We start from the raw sequence: 20,104 nt of genomic DNA, 5'->3' as shown, positions 1-20,104 counted from the left end.
TATAAATAAATCTCTCTTAAAGGCATCCCCTGTGACAGGGACATGAACCAAACTCGGACTTACACGCGACGGGCAAGCAATGAAAAACACTCTACAAGCAGCCCTCCGTGTAAGTCCGTTAACAAGAAACAGAACCTTTTAAACACATAGCGTATGGAAAACAAAGAATACAAAAGGCTTGATACGCTTTTCAGAATCAACCACTATGATTCGCCGTGGAACTACGCCCTTACCCTGCTCACTATGCTGGCATGTGTTGCCGCTATCTGTTTCTGCCCGAACCCGAACGTACACATCGTGTTCGGAATCATCTTCGTGCTGAGCATCGCAAACCTGTTTTTCAGTCTGTGGATTTGGACACTGAAAAAGAAACACGAAAACAAACGTTGATGCCTGCACGCATAAGCCTCACTGCAAATCCCTGTGTTTATAATCGCCACCGCATTACAAACACAGGGATTTACGTATAAAAAGATTACCCAAACGCTGTGATTTCCCCATACAAATCGTATATTTGCGAGAGTTGTTAAAACAAATTAAAGACACAATGTTCATTCAAAAGAAAATCACATTCGACAGTTTTGTTCGCGGAACGCTGAGCGGAGCCGTTGTCATCGCCATCCTGTGGCTGTTAAACAGACTCAGCGGCGTATTGTTACCTTTCTTCATAGCGTGGGTCATTGCCTACCTCATCTATCCTATCGTTATTTTCTACCAAGAAAAGTTGCACATACGCAGCCGCGTCATAGCTATTTTCGCCGTTATGATAAGTCTGCTGGTGGTAGTAACAGGCGCTTTTTATCTGCTGGTTCCGCCGATGATAGAAGAATGCGTAAAGCTGAAACACCTGCTCGACATTTACTTCACGGAGGGCGGTGCAGGTTCGTCCATTCCCCATACGATAACCCAATTCCTGCATGAAAACATTGATTATGCATGGCTGAAAGAAACGCTGAACATGGATAATCTTGTCAACCTGTTCCGCAAATTAGTTCCTCAAATGTGGAACCTGCTGTCTACATCCTATAACATCATCATCACCATCATAACGGTATTCATCATGCTGCTATATCTGTTCTTCATCCTGCTCGACTACGAGCAGATAGCCAACGGATGGATAAACCTGCTTCCCATGAAATACCGCACTCCTGCCATACGCATCACCACCGACATCAAAGTGAGCATGAACCAATACTTCCGCGGACAAGCCATGGTAGCTTTCTGTGTAGGCATCCTGTTCAGTATCGGTTTCCTGATAATCAACTTCCCGCTTGCCATCGGGTTAGGTCTGTTTATCGGACTGCTCAACATGGTTCCCTACCTCCAAATCATCGGCTTCGTGCCCACCATCCTGCTCGCCCTGCTGAAAGCTGCCGACACGGGCGAAAACTTCTGGTGGATTTTAGGTATGGCGTTGCTGGTATTCGCCGTTGTCCAACTCATCCAAGACGGCTTCCTCGTACCGAAAATCATGGGAAAGATAACCGGCCTCAACCCCGCCATCATCCTGCTTTCGCTTTCGGTATGGGGCTCGCTTATGGGCATGTTGGGTATGATTATCGCCCTCCCCTGCACCACCCTGCTGCTATCCTACTACCAGCGGTTCATCAAGAAAGGAAACCTGAACTTCCTGTCCTCGCAGGAAGACTCCGGTGATCCCGACAACGAACAGTGATGCTTTTTCCGCCGGCAAAATCCCCCAAAAAATCGCTATGGGAAGCGTTGCCTATCCCATGCGGTTGCGTTCGCCCATTCTACCCATAGAGTTGACCAACGCTAACGGTAGAATTTTTCAAGCTCCGAGGGGGAAGCGTAAAACACTTTAAATAAGCTAATTACAAATTCGACCTATTTCAATTTCTATTTGGCGGATATTAGAATCCGCCGAATAGAAATTTGTTATACCCTACCCCAGTCTGGAACACAATCCGACTGGATAGAAAAAATATTCATCAAAACATTTGGATATTTCAAAAAGAAGTCATACCTTTGCACCCGCAATCAGGAAATGACTGCAATACGGATTGATTCAGTAGCTCAGCAGGTAGAGCACAACACTTTTAATGTTGGGGTCCTGGGTTCGAGCCCCAGCTGGATCACGAAAAACAGAAGCTATCTCAAACATAAACATGAGACAGCTTCTGTTTTTTATATCCCCTTGTTTCGGTTGTTACAACGATTTTTATTAAGTTTGCATGAACTAATAAACACACACATGAAATCAATCAAAGAATTATATCGTATCGGAACAGGACCATCAAGCAGTCATACGATGGGACCGAGAAAAGCAGCCGAACAATTCCTTGCACGCCATCCCGAAGCAGCGTCTTTTCAGGTAACGCTATACGGGAGTCTTGCCGCTACCGGCAAAGGACACATGACGGATGTCGCCATCATGGATGTTATACAGCCACATGCCCCGGTAGAAATACTGTGGCAACCGCATATTTTCTTTCCCTTTCACCCGAACGGCATGACGTTTAAGTCGCTCGATGCCAACAAAAAGGTTACCGACGAATGGACGGTATTCAGTGTCGGGGGAGGCGCATTGGCAGAAGAGGGACATGACTCCAAATCAACTCCGGATGTTTACGAAATGAACCGCATGAGCCAGATTCTCTATTGGTGCGAACATACCGGCAAGAGTTATTGGGAGTATGTAGAACAATGTGAAGGAAAAGATATATGGGATTTCCTTGCCGAAGTATGGGAGACCATGCAGGCAGCCGTACGCCGCGGATTGGATGCCGAAGGTGTGCTGCCCGGACCGCTGAACCTGCGGCGCAAGGCTTCATCCTACTACATACGTGCGAAGGGATATAAAGGCAGCTTGCAGTCTCGCGGACTGGTATTTGCTTACGCACTGGCTGTAAGCGAAGAAAATGCTTCGGGCGGAAAAATCGTTACTGCGCCTACTTGCGGAGCATGTGGAGTAGTACCCGCCGTGCTTTACCATCTGCAACAGACCCGTGAATTCAGCACTGCCCGCATTCTGCGTGCCCTTGCCACAGCGGGGCTGGTGGGAAATATCGTTAAGTATAACGCATCCATCTCCGGAGCAGAGGCAGGTTGTCAGGCAGAAGTGGGGGTGGCTTGTTCGATGGCTTCGGCTGCTGCCAGCCAACTGTTCGGCGGGAGTCCTACCCAAATTGAATATGCAGCCGAAATGGGATTGGAACATCACTTGGGCATGACGTGTGACCCGGTGTGCGGACTGGTACAAATCCCGTGCATCGAGCGCAATGCTTACGCTGCGGCGCGCGCACTCGATGCTAATATCTATTCGGCTTTTTCGGATGGACATCATCGCGTTTCGTTCGACAAAGTAATCGAAGTGATGAAGCAAACCGGACATGATTTGCCTTCGCTTTACAAGGAAACCAGCGAAGGAGGATTGGCAAAAAATTACCAGCCGATGGATTTATAAACATTCAAATAATAAAGCAAACCGTATACAAAGCAGAAAAACAGAAGACAAAGAACGAGTTTATTAGTCAATTTGTTGTTTATCTTCTTTCCTTTGTTTAAATTTGTCAGAAATTTAATACAACACACCATGAGTAAGAAACAAAAAAGATACTTCTTATCAGAAAATGACATACCACGCTATTGGTATAACATTCAGGCAGACATGAAGAACAAACCGCTGCCGCCGTTGAATCCTCAAACCAAACAACCGCTAAAACCGGAAGATCTTTATCCGATTTTTGCCAAAGAGTTATGTCATCAGGAACTGAACCAAACCGACACGTGGATAGAAATACCCGAAGCCGTGCGCGAAATGTACAAGTTTTATCGGAGTACGCCATTGGTACGGGCATACGGTTTAGAACAAGCGCTGGGCACTCCGGCACATATTTATTTCAAAAATGAAAGTGTAAGCCCCATCGGTTCTCATAAACTGAATTCGGCATTGGCTCAGGCATATTATTGCAAACAAGAGGGCGTAACCAACATTACTACCGAAACCGGAGCCGGACAATGGGGAGCGGCACTTGCTTATGCAGCGAAAGTATTCGGATTGGAGGCTGCTGTTTATCAGGTAAAAATCAGTTACGAGCAGAAGCCTTACCGCCGCAGTATCATGCAAACGTTCGGCGCACAGGTAACTCCCTCGCCTTCCATGTCTACCCGGGCTGGTAAAGATATACTGACTAAATATCCGAATCATCAGGGTTCACTCGGTACGGCTATCTCGGAAGCGGTAGAACTGGCACGCACTACTCCCAACTGTAAATATACTCTTGGTTCGGTTTTAAGCCATGTTACGCTTCACCAGACGGTTATCGGGCTGGAAGCCGAAAAACAAATGGAGATGGCAGGCGAATATCCCGACATCATCATCGGCTGCTTCGGAGGTGGGTCTAACTTCGGAGGCATTTGTTTCCCGTTCATGCGTCATACCATCTTGGAAGGAAAACAAACCCGATACATCGCTGCCGAACCTGCTTCTTGCCCGAAACTGACGAGAGGTAAATTCGAATACGATTACGGTGACGAAGCAGGATATACCCCGCTGCTGCCTATGTACACGTTGGGACATAATTTTGCTCCTGCCAACATTCATGCCGGCGGTTTGCGTTATCACGGTGCAGGTGTCATTGTTTCTCAGCTTCTGAAAGACAAGTTGATGGAGGCAGTAGATATCCAGCAACTGGAATCGTTCGATGCGGGTATTCTTTTTGCCAAGAGCGAAGGCATTATTCCGGCGCCTGAATCATGCCACGCCATTGCCGCTGCCATCCAAGAAGCCAACAAGTGTAAAGAGACAGGTGAAGAAAAAGTGATTTTATTTAACCTGTCGGGGCACGGACTGATTGATATGAGTGCGTACGACCAATATCTGTCGGGCAACCTGATGAATTACGAACTCAGCGACGCAGAAATTGAAAAGAATCTGGAGGAAGTAGACAAGATTTAATAACCGCATTCATTTTTATAAGAATAAAATTAATTCAAGCACGGACTATCGAACAAGGTGGATTCACAACACACTTTTTTTCGACGAATCCGTGCTTTTTTATACTCTGATTAACACGATGAACCACTCTTTTGATTTACCAGACCACGAACTGATAAAAATTTATTGTGAGCTAAACTCTTCGGAAGCTGCAACTGCTCTATATAACCGATACTACACAACTGTTGAAAAAATCGTAGCTTCTAAAATCATACAGCGGGAGGAACGCGAAGACATCATACAAGAGGTATTCCTCCATGTATTCACCAAACTGAAAAGCAAATATACCGAAACCGGGCAATTCCGCGCGTGGCTCAAGCGGCTTACATACAATTACCTGAATGATTATTTCCGGCGGAACCAGAACGCACCGCTGCGGAATGAACATTACCGTATGGACAGGCTGCCGGCATCGCCTAACCCGACTCCTTTACTTATCACTTTGGAAAAGGCATACGATGTGATGGATGAGGTTATCGAAGAATGTTCGGAAATCGAGCAAGAGATGTTGGCACTTCATTTTTACCAAAACTTGAGCTACCAAAAGATAGCCGACGAAATGGGTATGAAAAAGCCCACTTGTGCAAAACGTCTTACCGCGCTTTGTGTAAAAATAAAAAACAAAATGCAGCCGAAGGGCTTTTATGAACTACCGGAAGCCTTAAAGCGAAAGCCATAAACCAAGCGGGGTATCCTAAAGAAAGTCTGTCGCTTCTTTCGGATACCCCATCATATCAGCCGGTATACATTTTAACGTTCCGATATCGGCGTGTAAGTTACTTCGTCCAACACATTTTTATAAGCCGGACGAATAATACGGCGTCCTTCAAAATTCAGTTCTTCAATACGGTGTGCCGTCCATCCTACGATACGTGCCATAGCAAACAGAGGGGTATAGATTTCGTGAGGCAACCCCATCAGTTCATAAATAAAGCCGGAATAAAAGTCGACGTTCGAACATACTCTTTTTTTCGAACCTTTCACTTTCTTGAAACATTCGATGGCGCGTTGTTCCAGCAACTCAAGAAAAGCAAACTCTTTCTCACATCCTTTCTCTGCCACCAGCTCACCCGCCAGCTCTTTCAGCAACACGGCGCGCGGGTCGGATATGGTATAAACGGCATGACCGATACCGTATATCAGTCCGCTGCCATCGTAAGCCTCTTTGTTAAGCATCCGTGTAAGATAAGTATCTATTTCATCTACATTCGTCCAGTCGGATATTACTTCTTTCAAGTGATGGAACATTTTTACCACCTGAATGTTGGCTCCTCCGTGAAGCGGACCTTTCAATGAACCGATGCCGGCAGCTATGCTGGAATAAGTATCGGTACGGGTAGAACTGGTGACACGCACGGTAAACGTAGAGTTGTTACCGCCACCGTGTTCTGCCTGAAGCACCAGCAGCAAGTCCAGCATCCGCGCTTCCAGCGGAGTGTATTCTTTCTTTATCATGTAGAGAAAGTTTTCTGCCAGCGACAAGTTCTCGTGCGGATGACGAATGTGAAGCGAACGCCCGTGCATACTGTGGCGATAAATGTTATAGGCGTATGCGATAATAGTAGGAAATTTTGAGATTAACTCAATAGATTGCCTCATCAGGTTATCGCGTGAAATATCATCGGGATTCGGATCGAACGTATACATTTCGAGCACGCTCCGCGCCAAGATGTTCATGATGTTCTGACCTTCAAGGTCGATGATGTTCATGGTGGTTTTCTTATCCAGCGGCATGTTATCGTTTATCAGCTCCTTGAAAGATGCCAACTGCTCACTGTCCGGCAGCTCACCCGAAAGCAGTAAGTAAGCCACTTCTTCAAACCCGAAACGTTTCTCTTTTAACAAAGCGTGGGCTATGTCTTCCAAGTCGTAACCGCGATAAAACAATTTTCCGGGGATGGGCTTCAGTCCCTCTTCGGTACGTTCATATCCCACCACGTTACCTATCTTGGTCAGTCCCACCAATACACCGGTTCCGTCTTCGTTACGAAGTCCGCGCTTCACGTTGTATTTTGTAAACAGTTCGTTGTCTATTCTACATGCCTGTTTTGCACACTCCGAAAGTTTATATACGATGTATTCTTTTTTCATGCTTTCTTCCTTTCAACTAAGTTGGTTTCTAACAAAACATTTACATTAACTCCACAATCCGCTTACCGAACTCTGCCGTCCCTATGGGTTTTCCGTTGTCCATAAAACGCGCCAAGTCCGGAGTGGCTTCGCCCAGCGAGAAGGCTCTTTCCAGAGCATTGACTATCAGTTGGGCGGCTTCGTTCCATCCCAGATACTCTAACATCATGACAGACGAAAGCAACAGCGAACACGGGTTAACCACATTCTTTCCGGCAATGTTGGGAGCTGTCCCGTGGGTTGCTTCAAAAATAGCGTGTCCCGTCAGGTAATTGATGTTTGCTCCCGGAGCGATACCGATGCCGCCCACCATCGCCGCAAGCTGATCGGAAATATAATCGCCGTTCAGGTTCAACGTAGCAATTACCGAATATTCCTCCGGAATCAGCAGCGTGTTCTGCAAGAATGCGTCGGCAATGCAGTCTTTTATTATTACCTTTCCGTCGTTTATAGCCTTTGCCACCGCAGCTTTTGCCGATTCTTCGCCCAAGTCTTTCTTTATCTGGTCGTACTGATTCATGGTAAACGTTTGGTCGGCAAATTCGGTTTCAGCCACTTCATACCCCCAACGCTTGAAGCCGCCTTCGGTAAATTTCATGATATTTCCTTTGTGAACCAGCGTTACCGACGGCAGTTGTTGTGCCAGCGCGTAGCGGATGGCAGCACGCACCAAGCGTTGCGTACCTTCTTTCGATACGGGTTTCACGCCGAACGAAGAGGTTTCGGGGAAACGGACTTTCGTTACGCCCATCTCATCGCGAAGGAAAGCGAAAAACTTCCGGGCTTCGGGCGTACCCTGCTCCCACTCGATGCCGGCATAGATGTCTTCGGTATTCTCACGGAAAATGTGCATGTTTACTTTCGATGGTTCTTTTACCGGAGATACCACGCCCTTAAACCAACGCACGGGACGAAGGCATACATAAAGGTCGAGCGTTTGGCGCAACGCTACGTTCAGCGAACGGATTCCGCCGCCTACAGGTGTGGTAAGCGGCCCTTTAATACCGATAAGATATTCACGGAAAGCGTCCATCGTGGCTTCGGGTAGCCATTCGCCGGTCTGCTCGAACGCCTTGCCTCCAGCAAGCACTTCCTTCCACTCGATGGAGCGTTTGCCAAGATACGCCAACTCCACAGCGGCTTTTACCACTTGCTGACATACGGGGGTTATCTCCGCTCCTACTCCGTCTCCTTCGATAAAGGGAATTGTTACATTATCGGGAACAACCAGTTTCCCGTCTTTCATATATACTTTGCTCATCTGTATTCAATTAAAAATTAATAATCAAGAATGAAAAACGAAACGCGATGATCAACTATTAACTTTATTCAGTGCTGCTCCTGCCTTAAACCAACCGATTTGCATCTCATTGTAGGTATGCAGTACCTCGAAAGTTTCAGTGGTTCCGTCATCATGCGTAATAACCGCATAAAGCGGACGTCCGGGCGCAAAGTCTTTCAGTCCGAGAATGGATATGCGGTCGTGTTCCTGTATCTTGTCGTAATCGGCTTTGTTTGCAAACGTCAATGCCAACATGCCTTGCTTTTTCAGATTGGTTTCATGAATCCGCGCAAAGCTCTTGGCAAGGATGACACGCACATTCAGGAAGCGCGGTTCCATCGCCGCGTGTTCACGGCTTGAGCCTTCACCGTAATTTTCTTCTGCCACCACGATAGAAGGAATCCCCGCCGCTTTATACTGTTTCGCCACGGCAGATACGGCTTCGTAACCGCCCGTCAGTCTATTCCATACGCAGTTTGTTTTCCCGTTGAAAGCATTTACCGCCCCCATCAGCATGTTATCGGAAATGTTTTCCAGATGTCCTCGGAAACGCAGCCATGCTCCCGCCATCGAAATGTGGTCGGTGGTACATTTCCCCTGCACTTTAATCAGCAGCGGCATGTCGGTCAATTCTTTTCCGTCCCACGGCGCAAAAGGTTGCAATTTCTGAAGCCGCGCCGAGTCGGGACGGATGGTTACTTCGATGTCGCCACCGTCCGTTACCGGAGCTACGTATCCGTTATCGTCTACCGTAAAGCCGCGTTCGGGCAAGGTTTCACCCTGCGGAGCATCCAGTTTCACCGCCTCACCCTGCTCGTTTACCAGCGTGTCGGTCAGCGGATTGAAACACAAATCGCCGGCTATGGTAAGTGCCATCGCCAGCTCGGGCGAAGCCACAAAAGCGTGTGTGTTCGGGTTTCCGTCAGCACGCTTTGCAAAGTTGCGGTTAAACGAGGTTACTATCGAGTTGGCACGGGTGTTATCGTCTGTTTCGCGCTTCCACTGTCCGATACACGGACCGCAGGCGTTGGTCATGATAACCCCGCCCACAGCTTCGAAATCGGCTATCATCCCGTCGCGCTTCGCCGTACAGTACACCTGCTCCGAACCCGGATTGACTATCAGCGGGGAAGCCATCTTCAGCCCTTTCGACTTAACCTGACGTGCCAGTGAAGCCGCACGGCTCAGGTCTTGATACGAAGAGTTGGTACACGAACCTATCAGCCCCACTTCCATCCGCTGCGGATAACCGTTTGCTTTCACCTTTGCCGCAAACTCGGATATGGGACAGGCGGCATCGGGCGTAAACGGCCCGTTGATATAAGGTTCGAGCGATGAAAGGTCGATTTCGATAAGGCGGTCGTAATACCCTTCAGGACGGTTTACGACAGCATCGTCCGCTCTCAGGCAGTCGGCACAAGCCTCGGCAAGCGAAGCGATTTCATCGCGCCCCGTAGCCCGCAAGTAACGAACCATCTCTTCATCGAAGGGGAACACCGAAGTGGTAGCCCCCACTTCCGCTCCCATGTTACAAATGGTCGCCTTGCCTGTTGCAGAAAGCGAGGCAGTTCCCTCGCCGAAATATTCAATAATGGCATTTGTTCCTCCCTTTACGGTCAGGATACCCGCCAACTTCAGTATCACATCTTTCGGTGCAGCCCATCCGCTCAGTCGTCCGGTCAGCTTCACCCCGATAAGTTTCGGCATTTTCAACTCCCATTCCATTCCCGTCATCACGTCGACAGCATCCGCGCCGCCCACGCCTATGGCAATCATGCCCAGTCCGCCGGCGTTCGGCGTATGCGAGTCGGTGCCCACCATCATACCGCCGGGAAAAGCATAATTTTCCAGCACTACCTGATGGATAATCCCTGCCCCCGGACGCCAGAAACCGAGTCCGTATTTCGCCGCCACGCTTTTCAGGAAGTCGTAAACCTCACTGTTCGCCTCGCAAGCGGCAGGCAAGTCCACACCTGCCCCTTTATAAGCCTGAATCAGATGGTCGCAATGCACGGTGGCGGGAACCGCCGAAGCCGATTTTCCGGCATTCATGAATTGCAGTAACGCCATTTGCGCCGTAGCATCCTGCATCGCCACGCGGTCGGGACGGAAATTCACATAATCCTCTCCCCGACGAAATTCCAACCCCTCGTTTGCCTCATCATATAAATGAGCATACAATATTTTTTCTGCCAGCGTCATCGCCCTGCCCAACTTCTTGCGGGCTTTTTCTACCCGCTCCGGATAGAGCGCATAGAATTTTCTTAACATGTCAATGTCGTAAACCATACGATTATTTTTATCTCTGTATACACTTTTCCGCAAATATAAATAATATATTCACAACATTCAACTATTTTCCCATAAATAACATCATTTTGATAACACAACAAGCAAGAATCGAATAAATATAACAATACTATTAAAAGCCTGTTTTAATATTCCGATGATTGGTTTTTCCCGCTACCGGCTCTTGCATTCCGCCCGTTGATGTTGTATATTTGTAAGCAAAAATTCCATAACCCGGCAAGGTGGGTCGTACGACTCGCCAAAGTGAGTTATATAACCCGGCAAGGCGGGTTATACAGCCCAGCCTGCCGGGTTATAAAAAAACAACCATAACAAACCGAATAACATGGCAGCAAAGTATGACTTTCTTTCTATTCCCAATCCGAAAGACGGGGGAAAAACACGTATTCTGTATCCTAAATTAGTAACAAACGGAACGGTGTCGTGGGAACAATTAGTGCATGAAATAGCATCGGAATCCAGCTTCGAGCCGGGGACGGTGGTAGGCGTAATGACCGAGATAGAACGCCGCGTGCTTCACCACCTGAGCTACGGCTATCGGGTTCAGGTTGGCAGTATGTGTTACGCCGAGGCATCCCTGCAAGCCGACCGCGAGATAAAAGCCGAAAATGAGATTCACGCGCAGTCCATCCACTTCGGCAAGATAAACCTTCAACCTGCAAAGAATTTCCGGTGCGACGGCAGTCTGGAGCGTGCCGACCGTTTCCGCAAGTTCCGCGAAAGTTCATCGCGCTTTACCGAAGACGAGCGGTTCGCCCGCCTGCAAACATATTTACAGAAGCATGGCGCGATAACCCGCACGCAATACAGCGAACTGACGGGCCTGCTGCGCTCGAACGCACAGCGTGAGTTAAACAAGTGGATTAAAGCGGGTAAGCTGACCTTCGAAGGGCGCGCCCCGCACCGGGTGTATAAGTTAAAGGAAGCAGACGGGGAGGGGGAATAATATTTTACCCTAAAAAACGGATACTCCCCAAAGAGGGAATGGTTCTTTGGGGAGTATTGTATTTTGTCTGCTACGCTCATCAGGGAATTTTTCATATTGTTCTTCACTTTGGTTATCAGCTGTATGCCGCTCGTGAAAAGATTCTCGAATAGTGCCTGACCTATATACCCTTTGTCCGCACAGAGCTTTCCCTTTATGTTCTTCAGGAAATTTTCCTGTTTCAACGGCTCACGGTCATCCACATTTCCGGGCGTGAACATGAAATTGAGGATTTCCCCTTTGTCATTGATAATCAAGTTCAATTTGAAGCCGAAGAACCATCCCATGGAACTTTTCCCACGCCCGGCTAGTCCCTCAAAGGTCTTATGAATCAATATGCGTTGATTCCGGCATACACGCAACGGCGTGGAATCCACAAAGCTGATACCGGTACAAGTACCCAGCAAGACTTCCTTGATGAAGACAGTAAACTGTAACAGGACTTCTTTCTCCAGTTCTACAAAACGGTTGTAGGACACACGTCTTGGAAAGAGATGCGTCAGATGCTTGCAGACATACTCCTTGTAATAATGTTTGAAACATCGAAAACCTCCTGAATGGAACAGAATCAGAATGACCATGATTTCCGAATCGCTCATCCGGTTGGGCTTGTTCCGATGCTTACGATTCTTGTCGTCAACCATGTATTTTTCTTGTATCTTGGCAAATTCTTTGCAAAAATCATCCGCCATACAATAAATCTCTGTAAATCTGTATAAGGAATATACCTCTTTGAAATCAAGAGAGTTAGAAGATTTATCTCGTTTTAGGGTAATGAGTTAGCAACCGTTCTAATTTCCGTAGTCTGCATCGCTTTGCTTGTTTGAGTAACTCTTACAGACGCAAAAGTACAAAAATTGGATATACTACAATAACATTTTAAGCACAAGATTCGTTATTGCAGGGAAAATTTAGTTTTTTTGTACTATAAAATCCGTCTGCTTATGGAAAAAGAGATTATAGAAACTTACGCATTCAACCCTGAAGATTATTATGATGGGCGTAGAAAGTCGGACGGCAAGACCTTCCGTGATGAGGTAAAAGTATTTGAGCGTGATTTCCATCAGCGACATAGCGGTGACTATGCCTTGAATTTATATGCCAATTCCGCCACCATGCGCTTGCTCGAAAAATCGTGCGGCGCGGCTTCTTTCCTAAGTTACGGCATGGACTTAACCCAAGGAGGTGCTTTCGATGCGGAGCAAGACCCACAAATCAATCACGCCATGAAAGAATATAGTCGGCACATCTTCGTTTATGGTATCGATTCTGCTTATATGGAGAGACCGGATGGAAGTGTCGTTATTGATGAAGAAGCGGGTATCTTCCCATTGACCTTACTAATAGACAATTCTATGCACAATGGGACAGTGCGACTTGCTACACCGACATCGGATGATGAGCAAGAGGAAGAAAATGTCTTGATTGATTCACCTAAATTTGAATATGCGTGATAGAACAAAAAGAAAAACAAAAGTGGCATTTAGTACGCAATAATAACGGAGAATGGATTTGTAGCGATCAGGTGGTGTATCTTGATGATTTCTCTACTATGATATACCATTTGCGGGCTAAAAAACATGGCTTGCCTCTATCACCTCAAACCGATTATGAAGGTGAAACATGGTATTACAGACATGAAGTTGAAGCCATAGAAGCTGTGATGAAAGCAGAGCAGCAAGAAATGAAATCCCGAAAATTGAAAACAACTCCAGTCAAGCGGGAAATCAGCGAAAAAGAAATAAACGATATAACAATGAATATGCTCAAACCTAATGCCAACGGCTGTTTTGATGCCTTAGATGAAGAATGCCGCTTGTGGCAAGAATTAGAAAATAATCCTCCCCAATGTTGGAAGAACATTTTGGAAGACAAGGCACTTTATGTGGAAATCCGTAAAGACAACTACGTCAATGTTTATTATTATGGTGGTAATGTAGCCTTACTTCGTTGGACAGGTGGGAAGATTACGGCTGAAACACATCGGAAGTATTTAGGGAAACCCGATGAAACTGACCTATATCAAGATTGTACGGAAATACTTCACAGTAAGGAGGGTTTAGACCTCATCAAAGAAAATATCCGTGAAGAATACCATAAGCTTTCCAAAAGAGAAAAGACGGATGAGCAAAATAGAGTATATACATCTAATGAGAAGTGGGTTCAAGGAGAACTGAAATTACGTTTTCCAAAACGCTACATTGATTCGGAATTCGCCTATCGGATTGGGAAAAACAATCTTATCCGATTTGACTTGGTGGAGCTGAAAGGAAATGAATTGAGGTTCATCGAGATAAAGCTAATCACTGATTCCCGTTTGAGAAGCAATGACAAGAAACCTGAAATCATTAATCAGATGACGAAATACAGCCATTTCATCCGTGAACATACGGAAGTATTGAAGGATTATTATACCAAGTTGTTACGGATTAAGAAACGGATTGATTTATGGAATGGAGAGACCGAAATAGAACACATAGCTCTAAAGCCTATATTATTGATTGTAAATACTTACAAAGGCATACTTTCTAAAGGAAGGGAAAATCGCAAAAACTCCATAGAGGAGCTGAAAGAGAATACAATGTTTGAAACCATTATCGTAAGTTATCCGGACTTATGCAGATAACCATTCATCGTGCCACGCAAATAGGCGGACAGATTACCCGCATATCGACAGCCCACGCAAGCATCATCATTGATTTAGGGCATAATTTGCCCAATCGTGCAGAAGATGAAGATGTCTATGACAACGACCGTGCGATAGCTAGAATCACGGAAGGCTGTTCCGCCATATTGTACACGCATTATCATGGCGACCACATCGGATTATTTCATCACGTTCCGGACAGTGTTCCTCAATATATCGGCGAAGTGGCCAAGCAAGTAATTTGTAGGAAATACAAACAATTATGTTTCTTGCCAAACGAATCAGACCAATGCAAGTATCAACGTGCCTTAAAGACTGCTTCTAGAATGCACACGTTTCACGAAAAACAGCCATTGCGTTTCGGGGACATCTTGGTCACTCCTTATTTCGTTAGCCATTCTGCCTATGATGCCTATATGTTTCTGATAGAAGCGGAGGGGAAACGCATCCTCCATACGGGCGATTTCCGTGGACATGGCTATCTGAGCAAAGGGTTGCTTCCTACAATTCAAAAGTATATCGGTCAAGTAGATTTGTTAATCATAGAGGGAACCATGCTTGCCCGAAAGGATGAAACCATTCTGACCGAAACAGCATTGTCGCAAAAAGCCACCGAACTAATGAAGAAGCATAAGTATGTGTTTGTTCATTGTTCGTCGACAGACATGGAACGGTTGGCAAGTTTCAAGAATGCCACCCGGAACATGTTTCCCCAACGTCCTTTATTGGCGGATGATTACCAAAAGGACATTCTTGACATCTTCTCTGCAACGGCAGGAGAAAAGCGATCTTCGATGGGAAGAAGCTCTTCGTGCTTCAAATTCGGTACCATATACACTTATAGAGATTGGAACATTAAATTGAAAGAATGGATGGCAGAAAATGGCTTCACGATGTTTGTACGGGCAAGTGATAAATTCCACATACTCTTAGATCGGATTCTTCCGATACTGCCCATAGAAGAGAAACCATTACTCATCTATTCCATGTGGGAGGGCTACATCAACCGTGATGATACAAGGAATGAAGAATATATAAAGTTGCAAGAACGCTTCACGGATGTGATACAACTTCATACCAGCGGACATGCAACAATAGACGCATTACGCAACGTCTGCATATCAACCAATCCCCGATTCGCTATTCTCCCCATTCACAGGGATAAAGAAACTAATTTCTCTTCTATTGACATACCTCCTCTACTGCAAGAGAGAATCGTAACTACAAGTCGTAAGTTGAATAACGATTTAGACATCGAATTTATTTGAGCGTAGAGCTGATTAGTTTTGGTCTGCCCAAAACACAAACTTGCTACCATAGAAAAACAGAGGTTCGACTTTAGAGTAACCCAGCCCTTTGAATGCTCCAAAGGACAACCTGCTGCTTCCAACAGAAGTAAACGGGGTGTCCAGAGGGGTGTAACCCCGTTGGCTCATTAGGGTGTTTTTAGCATGAGCGAAGCGGTGCGTGAAGAAAACGCCCTAATGAGCTATGGCTTTTTGTTCCCCAAAAGCCTGCGGCGGTGTCGGTGGTGATGTCAGCGGACATTGGTTGCCTTTTTCGTTTCGCCAGCGATGAGGGCTTTCCCTTGTCGGTCGGCAGGACGGAAGTCCGTCCGACCAGCCGGCGGATAGCGGCGTTCACCTCTGTTGCTTCCCCGGCGGACTTGTTGAGGGGTGAAAAAGCGTTGAACTGTTGAATTGTACACATAACAGCTTGATATATTGCAAAATACATTCTAAACAATCTCTAAACAAAAGCGTACCGCCCAACAAACGGATGCGAAAAGAAAAGGCAAGGTTGATGGTGTGTACCGTTGCTTCTTCTTTTCATCAGCCGTTGTGTGTTGTTGACGGTTTGTTGAGGTTGCATATTCTTATATACCAATACTTTATTACCCTTATTCAACAATTCAACAGAATATCAAAGATTTTCCAGCAGCCCTTTCGTGACGGTGTAATACCTGCCCACGCTTCTTCGGGTCTGGTAACGGTCATTGCCGCCGTATTGGTAGGCGGTATAGGTAAGACCGTTGGGCGCGGGTGTGAGCTTCCAGCACTCCTGTACCACTTTCCGTACCTGCGACTTCTCTACCTTGACTTGTGAACAGACCAGCAAGGGAATGATGTCGTTCAAGCAGAAAGACACCGTTTCCACCTTCATCTTCGCCATGATGTCAAGCAGCAGTTCCGCCATTTCTATCTCCAACCGATTACGGTTGCTGCGGATTATCTTCCGTAAGGCTTCCGTTTCCAGCAACTTCGGATTGAACCACATACGGCTTTCCTTTTCGGTGGATAGCTGCCTGTGTTGCAGGAAATGGAGGAAAGCAGGTATCTCCGCTTTCAGTTTTTGCAGGAAGTCGGTATCGTCACTCCGTAGCGGCATAATCTTCCGTACCCAATAGCGTGTCTCACCAGCATCTATAATGACGGGCAGGTGCTCGTTGTTGGAGCAAAGCACGAACTTGGCGAAGAAGCCTATCTCGTTACGGTCTTTGCCTTTCGCCTCCACCTTGTAGGAAAGCGTGGTACTGAGGTTCTTCAACCTTTCGCTGTCCTCACGGCGGTTGAGCAATACCTCGTCCACCATGATGAGCAGCTTGCCCGCCCAGTCGGAGTTGAACTGGCTGCGGAAGTCCTCGTTGGTGTTGAACGTCACGTTGTTCTGAAATACGGCTTTCAGGAAGTTCAGGAACGTGCTTTTGCCCGTGTTCCGTTCTTCGGACACGAGTAACAAAATGGGTAGCTTCTGAATGGGATAGAGGTAGAGCAGTTGAAGATAGTCCATACCCAATTCGTACTGTTCGCCGAAGATGTGTTCCACCAACGAGCGGATGCAGGGAAAATCCCCTTGTTCGGGAACATGGCTTATCGGCTCATAGAGGTTGAGGAACTTGCCGACTACGGGCTTGTAGCCCACATGGTCGGGTACGGTGCAGAAGCCGTCATACTTGGGGACGCTCGCCATATAATCCTTGCCGTAGTCCTGCCGCAGGGTCTCGGAGTTCCATGCGATGCGTTTCCTCACATAGCCGCCATCGATGCGGGGCTGGTCCACAATTTTGTAGAGCGTAGTGCCTACTCGGATGAATTCTTCTTTCTTTTCCATGTCTTTAATACAGATTTTAGTGCCGCCAACGTATTGTCGGCAAGCGGATTAAACATGGGTGCAAAGCTACGGCAGGACGGCTAAAACATTGATACGTAAAACGATGCAGAACGGCGCAAAAAAACTGACGGATAAGAAAATGCAGCGGAACGGGTAATATCAGCCGTCAAAAGGCGAAAAGAAATAGCCCGAAGAAGCGAAACCGCACTTCTTCGGACTGACGGGATTGTGTGACCGCATGGGCGTATTGCCGCATGACCGTACATGCTAACATTTACACGGCTGTCTGTTGCTTATCGAAAGCCACAGCACTTGTTTTTCTTTTCGCAAGCAAAGCCTTTCTAACAAGGCATTGCGAACACTTGACGCACTCGGTGTGTCAATTCGGAAAGCCAGTGCTACGACCATTGGTATAGCGTACACATCTACAAAGTAGCCGTTGGGCAGTCTAATGCGCCTTTCCACCTCGTAGGGCTTCAATACTCCGCTCTTGTATACGGCTCGGATGGCTGCACGGAGTGTCGGGGCGATTACATCGAAAAGTTCCATTAACTCCATTTCGCTCATCCATACGCTGGCAGTATCGGACGGTACGGCACCCCTGCCGTACTCGTCCATCGTGATTGTTGTCCGTTTCATATTCCTGCCACTTTGATATTGCCGAATGACTTGCTCAGCTTGTCGCCCAGCATAGTCAGGTCGTTATCCAATTTCTCTACGGTAATCTTTGCATAGATTTGGGTCGTTTCGATGTTCGTATGCCCCAAAATACGGCTTACGCTCTCTATCGGCATACCCTTACAGAGAGCCAGGGTTGCGAATCCATGACGTGAGCAATGGAAGCTGATGTCCTTATTTACACCGCATTCCCGTATCATTTTCTTCAACGGTTTGCAGATTGACCAATAGTTCAAATTTGGGAAAACGAGATTGTCTTCTTGGAACGGTCTGTAACGCTCAATTATCTGTAAGGGAATGTCCAACAGCTTCACTTGAAACGGTACGCCAGTCTTGTGACGCTTGGAGATAATCCACTTCTCGCCGTTCACCTCCACGATGCGGTCGGTAGTCAGTTCCTTGATGTCCACGAAAGAAAGAGCGGTAAAACTCGCAAACACGAACAGGTCACGGATGTATGCCAGCTTCGGGTCTGCGAACTCGTGTGTCATCACCGCTTTCAATTCGTCTTCAGTCAAAAACTCACGCTCCTTGACATTAGGGCTGATGTGGAACTGCGCAAACGGGTTTCTCGGTATCAGCCCGTTGAAGTGCGCACGCATCACCACGCCTTTCAGCCACATGCAGTTTGCCCAAATACTCCCGTTTTGTAATCCTGCTTCGGTTGAGAGATAAGCAGCGAACTCCTTGATAAAATCGGGAGTAAGTTCCAGCATCGACATGTCGTTGCGCTTGTAAAACGACTTGATGAATGCCGCCACATGATTCCTTGCCCGCACCCGTGACTGGTAAGTAGCCATAACCCTGTCTTTCCCGACACGTTTATTGAACACCTCGTTATCCCTGTCAAAGGAATTAAGCAATGTTCCGTACTCACAGCCTATGCCTTGGTAAGCATTGCGTACCATTTCCGCTGTGACATATGCCTCACGGTCGGATATGCGCTGGTAGTGCTTGATGATTTGCGCCTTGATATTGTCAAGTGCAAGGTTCGTTTCCCTTGCCTCCACGCTCTTGCCCTTGGCACGGTTGCCTTTTGCGTCCCAAAGTTCCTTTGAGATGCTCCGCTTGCAACTGAACTGCGCCACCGTCCCGTTGATTGTAACCCGTCCCATAATGGGGACAATTCCGTTCTTCTCCTTGCTGCCGTTCGCATAGAACAGCACGCGAAATGTACTTCTTGCCATACTCGTTCTTTTTTGGTTGCAAAACTATAAATCAACGAGTTAAACCTTGACAAGCAAACCTACGCAGAGCGGCGCAAACGGAACGGTGACTGTTAAATCTGCACTTCCATCGGGTAACGGATAGGAAACCGTTCTTTTGCTTCAATCCGCTTTGAAACGGTTTTCAGCCCCTTTTCCAACTTCCGTGATTTTCTCCTAACTGCTTAATTCCCAATTTCTATTGCGTTAATCTTCCGAAATTTGGAGGTTATTCCAGAGATTCTCCGTAACTTTAGCCTCTGAGAACATAGTGGTAATCGCTTAAATGGTATAACTTGACACTATAAATTTAATGCTTTTATCGCTATGTTCCTATTTTTCAGAGAAATAAATTTAATCTTTATATCGAACTCACGTTAAAGATAGACAATAATCTGGCTGAAAATGCGATACGTCCTCTGACGCTCTCAAGAAAGAACTTCCTCTTCTGCGGGAATCATGAAGCTGCGGAAAATACAGCGGTCATCTGTTCATTGCTTGCCAGCTGCAAGGCACAGGAAGTCAATCCGAGAGAATGGCTGAACGATGTCATCGCCAGACTTCCATACTATCAGGAGAAGGACTCCGGTAAAAACATCCGGGAACTGCTTCCGGATGTCTGGAAGTTGAAGAAGTCCAACGAAAATCCAATTGAAGTCTAATAGAGATACTATAGAATAGCAAACTCTTCCTGTCAACTTTATACTCGTTGATAAGAAGTAAGCATTCGGTAAACCACGTATTTTCGTCTCCAACTTCCATCATTAACTTTACGTCCAAAAAGCCAAGTTATGAT

General features: G+C 46.7%; 16 protein-coding genes, 1 tRNA gene and 2 pseudogenes. 11 read left to right on the top strand and 8 right to left on the bottom strand.

What is annotated here, in order from left to right:
- Positions 1-153: 153 nt before the first annotated feature.
- The 6 genes from H9626_RS06750 to H9626_RS06725 all read left to right on the top strand — a co-directional run bounded on the left by H9626_RS06750 (position 154) and on the right by H9626_RS06725 (position 5,639).
- A complete protein-coding gene (locus H9626_RS06750; RefSeq protein WP_178257563.1) occupies positions 154-390 on the top strand; it encodes a hypothetical protein in 237 nt (78 codons plus the stop codon).
- A gap of 157 nt (positions 391-547) precedes the next feature.
- The gene (locus tag H9626_RS06745; protein ID WP_191710013.1) at positions 548-1,675 is read left to right on the top strand and encodes an AI-2E family transporter; all 1,128 of its coding nucleotides are present in this window, start codon (positions 548-550) and stop codon (positions 1,673-1,675) included.
- A gap of 351 nt (positions 1,676-2,026) precedes the next feature.
- Positions 2,027-2,099: transfer RNA gene (locus tag H9626_RS06740), tRNA-Lys, on the top strand.
- Between the two features lie 116 nt (positions 2,100-2,215).
- Entirely contained in the window at positions 2,216-3,427 is a 1,212-nt protein-coding gene (locus H9626_RS06735; protein ID WP_178255668.1) for an L-serine ammonia-lyase, read from the top strand.
- 129 nt (positions 3,428-3,556) lie between these two features.
- Complete coding sequence (locus tag H9626_RS06730; protein WP_191710012.1) at positions 3,557-4,921, top strand: TrpB-like pyridoxal phosphate-dependent enzyme; 1,365 nt, start codon at positions 3,557-3,559, stop codon at positions 4,919-4,921.
- 118 nt (positions 4,922-5,039) lie between these two features.
- Positions 5,040-5,639, top strand: a complete 600-nt coding sequence (locus tag H9626_RS06725) for an RNA polymerase sigma factor (RefSeq protein ID WP_178255670.1) — start codon at positions 5,040-5,042, stop codon at positions 5,637-5,639.
- Between the two features lie 71 nt (positions 5,640-5,710).
- Here H9626_RS06725 and H9626_RS06720 read toward each other — a convergent pair whose 3' ends face one another.
- Genes H9626_RS06720 through H9626_RS06710 form a run of 3 tightly spaced genes read right to left on the bottom strand, consistent with a single transcriptional unit; the run spans position 5,711 to position 10,661 of the window.
- Positions 5,711-7,051: a citrate/2-methylcitrate synthase gene (locus tag H9626_RS06720; RefSeq protein ID WP_178255671.1), complete on the bottom strand. Its 1,341-nt coding sequence runs from the start codon at positions 7,049-7,051 to the stop codon at positions 5,711-5,713.
- Positions 7,052-7,091: 40 nt separating this feature from the next.
- Positions 7,092-8,351, bottom strand: a complete 1,260-nt coding sequence (gene icd, locus H9626_RS06715; protein ID WP_178255672.1) for an NADP-dependent isocitrate dehydrogenase — start codon at positions 8,349-8,351, stop codon at positions 7,092-7,094.
- 51 nt (positions 8,352-8,402) lie between these two features.
- On the bottom strand, positions 8,403-10,661 hold the full coding sequence (locus tag H9626_RS06710; RefSeq protein ID WP_178255673.1) for an aconitate hydratase: 2,259 nt from the start codon (positions 10,659-10,661) through the stop codon (positions 8,403-8,405).
- A 346-nt stretch (positions 10,662-11,007) separates the two neighbouring features.
- Here H9626_RS06710 and H9626_RS06705 point away from each other — a divergent pair, with 346 nt between their 5' ends.
- Positions 11,008-11,628: an HU family DNA-binding protein gene (locus tag H9626_RS06705; RefSeq protein WP_191710011.1), complete on the top strand. Its 621-nt coding sequence runs from the start codon at positions 11,008-11,010 to the stop codon at positions 11,626-11,628.
- 59 nt (positions 11,629-11,687) lie between these two features.
- Here the strand turns inward: H9626_RS06705 and H9626_RS06700 are convergent.
- Positions 11,688-12,359 (bottom strand): annotated as a pseudogene (locus H9626_RS06700) (IS982 family transposase); the annotation flags it as partial.
- Positions 12,360-12,611: 252 nt separating this feature from the next.
- Between H9626_RS06700 and H9626_RS06695 the strand changes: the two are divergent.
- The 3 genes from H9626_RS06695 to H9626_RS06685 are packed head-to-tail and all read left to right on the top strand — an operon-like array spanning position 12,612 to position 15,582.
- Positions 12,612-13,121 (top strand): hypothetical protein, encoded by a 510-nt coding sequence (locus tag H9626_RS06695; RefSeq protein WP_191710010.1) that lies wholly within the window; start codon positions 12,612-12,614, stop codon positions 13,119-13,121.
- A complete protein-coding gene (locus H9626_RS06690) occupies positions 13,118-14,293 on the top strand; it encodes a hypothetical protein (RefSeq protein WP_191710009.1) in 1,176 nt (391 codons plus the stop codon). The genes H9626_RS06695 and H9626_RS06690 overlap by 4 nt, the downstream gene beginning before the upstream one ends.
- Positions 14,284-15,582 carry an MBL fold metallo-hydrolase gene (locus tag H9626_RS06685; RefSeq protein WP_071149578.1) on the top strand — a complete coding sequence of 433 codons (1,299 nt, stop codon included), beginning with the start codon at positions 14,284-14,286 and terminating at the stop codon, positions 15,580-15,582. The genes H9626_RS06690 and H9626_RS06685 overlap by 10 nt, the downstream gene beginning before the upstream one ends.
- Before the next feature lie 269 nt (positions 15,583-15,851).
- Here the strand turns inward: H9626_RS06685 and H9626_RS06680 are convergent, their stop codons facing one another.
- The 4 genes from H9626_RS06680 to H9626_RS06665 all read right to left on the bottom strand — a co-directional run bounded on the left by H9626_RS06680 (position 15,852) and on the right by H9626_RS06665 (position 19,290).
- Positions 15,852-16,022: a hypothetical protein gene (locus tag H9626_RS06680; RefSeq protein ID WP_178256060.1), complete on the bottom strand. Its 171-nt coding sequence runs from the start codon at positions 16,020-16,022 to the stop codon at positions 15,852-15,854.
- 215 nt (positions 16,023-16,237) lie between these two features.
- A complete protein-coding gene (locus H9626_RS06675; protein WP_071149579.1) occupies positions 16,238-17,425 on the bottom strand; it encodes a primase-helicase family protein in 1,188 nt (395 codons plus the stop codon).
- Positions 17,426-17,692: 267 nt separating this feature from the next.
- Entirely contained in the window at positions 17,693-18,064 is a 372-nt protein-coding gene (locus H9626_RS06670; protein WP_071149580.1) for a hypothetical protein, read from the bottom strand.
- Positions 18,061-19,290 (bottom strand): site-specific integrase, encoded by a 1,230-nt coding sequence (locus H9626_RS06665; protein ID WP_191710008.1) that lies wholly within the window; start codon positions 19,288-19,290, stop codon positions 18,061-18,063. Before H9626_RS06665 ends, H9626_RS06670 begins: the two co-directional genes overlap by 4 nt.
- A gap of 392 nt (positions 19,291-19,682) precedes the next feature.
- Between H9626_RS06665 and H9626_RS06660 the strand changes: the two are divergent.
- Positions 19,683-19,970: pseudogene (locus H9626_RS06660) on the top strand (IS66 family transposase); the annotation flags it as partial.
- Positions 19,971-20,104 lie beyond the last annotated feature (134 nt).

This window comes from Phocaeicola faecium (genome assembly GCF_014837055.1).
GTDB classification, from domain to species: Bacteria; Bacteroidota; Bacteroidia; order Bacteroidales; family Bacteroidaceae; genus Phocaeicola; species Phocaeicola gallinarum.
Note: the sequence above shows the minus strand (reverse complement) of the source record. Positions and strands in the feature narration are given on the sequence as shown.

Coding starts and splice junctions, on each gene's coding strand:
- H9626_RS06730 (WP_191710012.1), top strand. CDS start 3,557: ATGAGTAAGAAACAAAAAAGATACTTCTTATCAGAAAATGACATACCA.
- H9626_RS06735 (WP_178255668.1), top strand. CDS start 2,216: ATGAAATCAATCAAAGAATTATATCGTATCGGAACAGGACCATCAAGC.
- icd (WP_178255672.1), bottom strand. CDS start 8,351: ATGAGCAAAGTATATATGAAAGACGGGAAACTGGTTGTTCCCGATAAT.
- H9626_RS06665 (WP_191710008.1), bottom strand. CDS start 19,290: ATGGCAAGAAGTACATTTCGCGTGCTGTTCTATGCGAACGGCAGCAAG.
- H9626_RS06750 (WP_178257563.1), top strand. CDS start 154: ATGGAAAACAAAGAATACAAAAGGCTTGATACGCTTTTCAGAATCAAC.
- H9626_RS06705 (WP_191710011.1), top strand. CDS start 11,008: ATGGCAGCAAAGTATGACTTTCTTTCTATTCCCAATCCGAAAGACGGG.
- H9626_RS06720 (WP_178255671.1), bottom strand. CDS start 7,051: ATGAAAAAAGAATACATCGTATATAAACTTTCGGAGTGTGCAAAACAG.
- H9626_RS06695 (WP_191710010.1), top strand. CDS start 12,612: ATGGAAAAAGAGATTATAGAAACTTACGCATTCAACCCTGAAGATTAT.
- H9626_RS06725 (WP_178255670.1), top strand. CDS start 5,040: ATGAACCACTCTTTTGATTTACCAGACCACGAACTGATAAAAATTTAT.
- H9626_RS06685 (WP_071149578.1), top strand. CDS start 14,284: ATGCAGATAACCATTCATCGTGCCACGCAAATAGGCGGACAGATTACC.
- H9626_RS06675 (WP_071149579.1), bottom strand. CDS start 17,425: ATGGAAAAGAAAGAAGAATTCATCCGAGTAGGCACTACGCTCTACAAA.
- H9626_RS06710 (WP_178255673.1), bottom strand. CDS start 10,661: ATGGTTTACGACATTGACATGTTAAGAAAATTCTATGCGCTCTATCCG.
- H9626_RS06745 (WP_191710013.1), top strand. CDS start 548: ATGTTCATTCAAAAGAAAATCACATTCGACAGTTTTGTTCGCGGAACG.
- H9626_RS06670 (WP_071149580.1), bottom strand. CDS start 18,064: ATGAAACGGACAACAATCACGATGGACGAGTACGGCAGGGGTGCCGTA.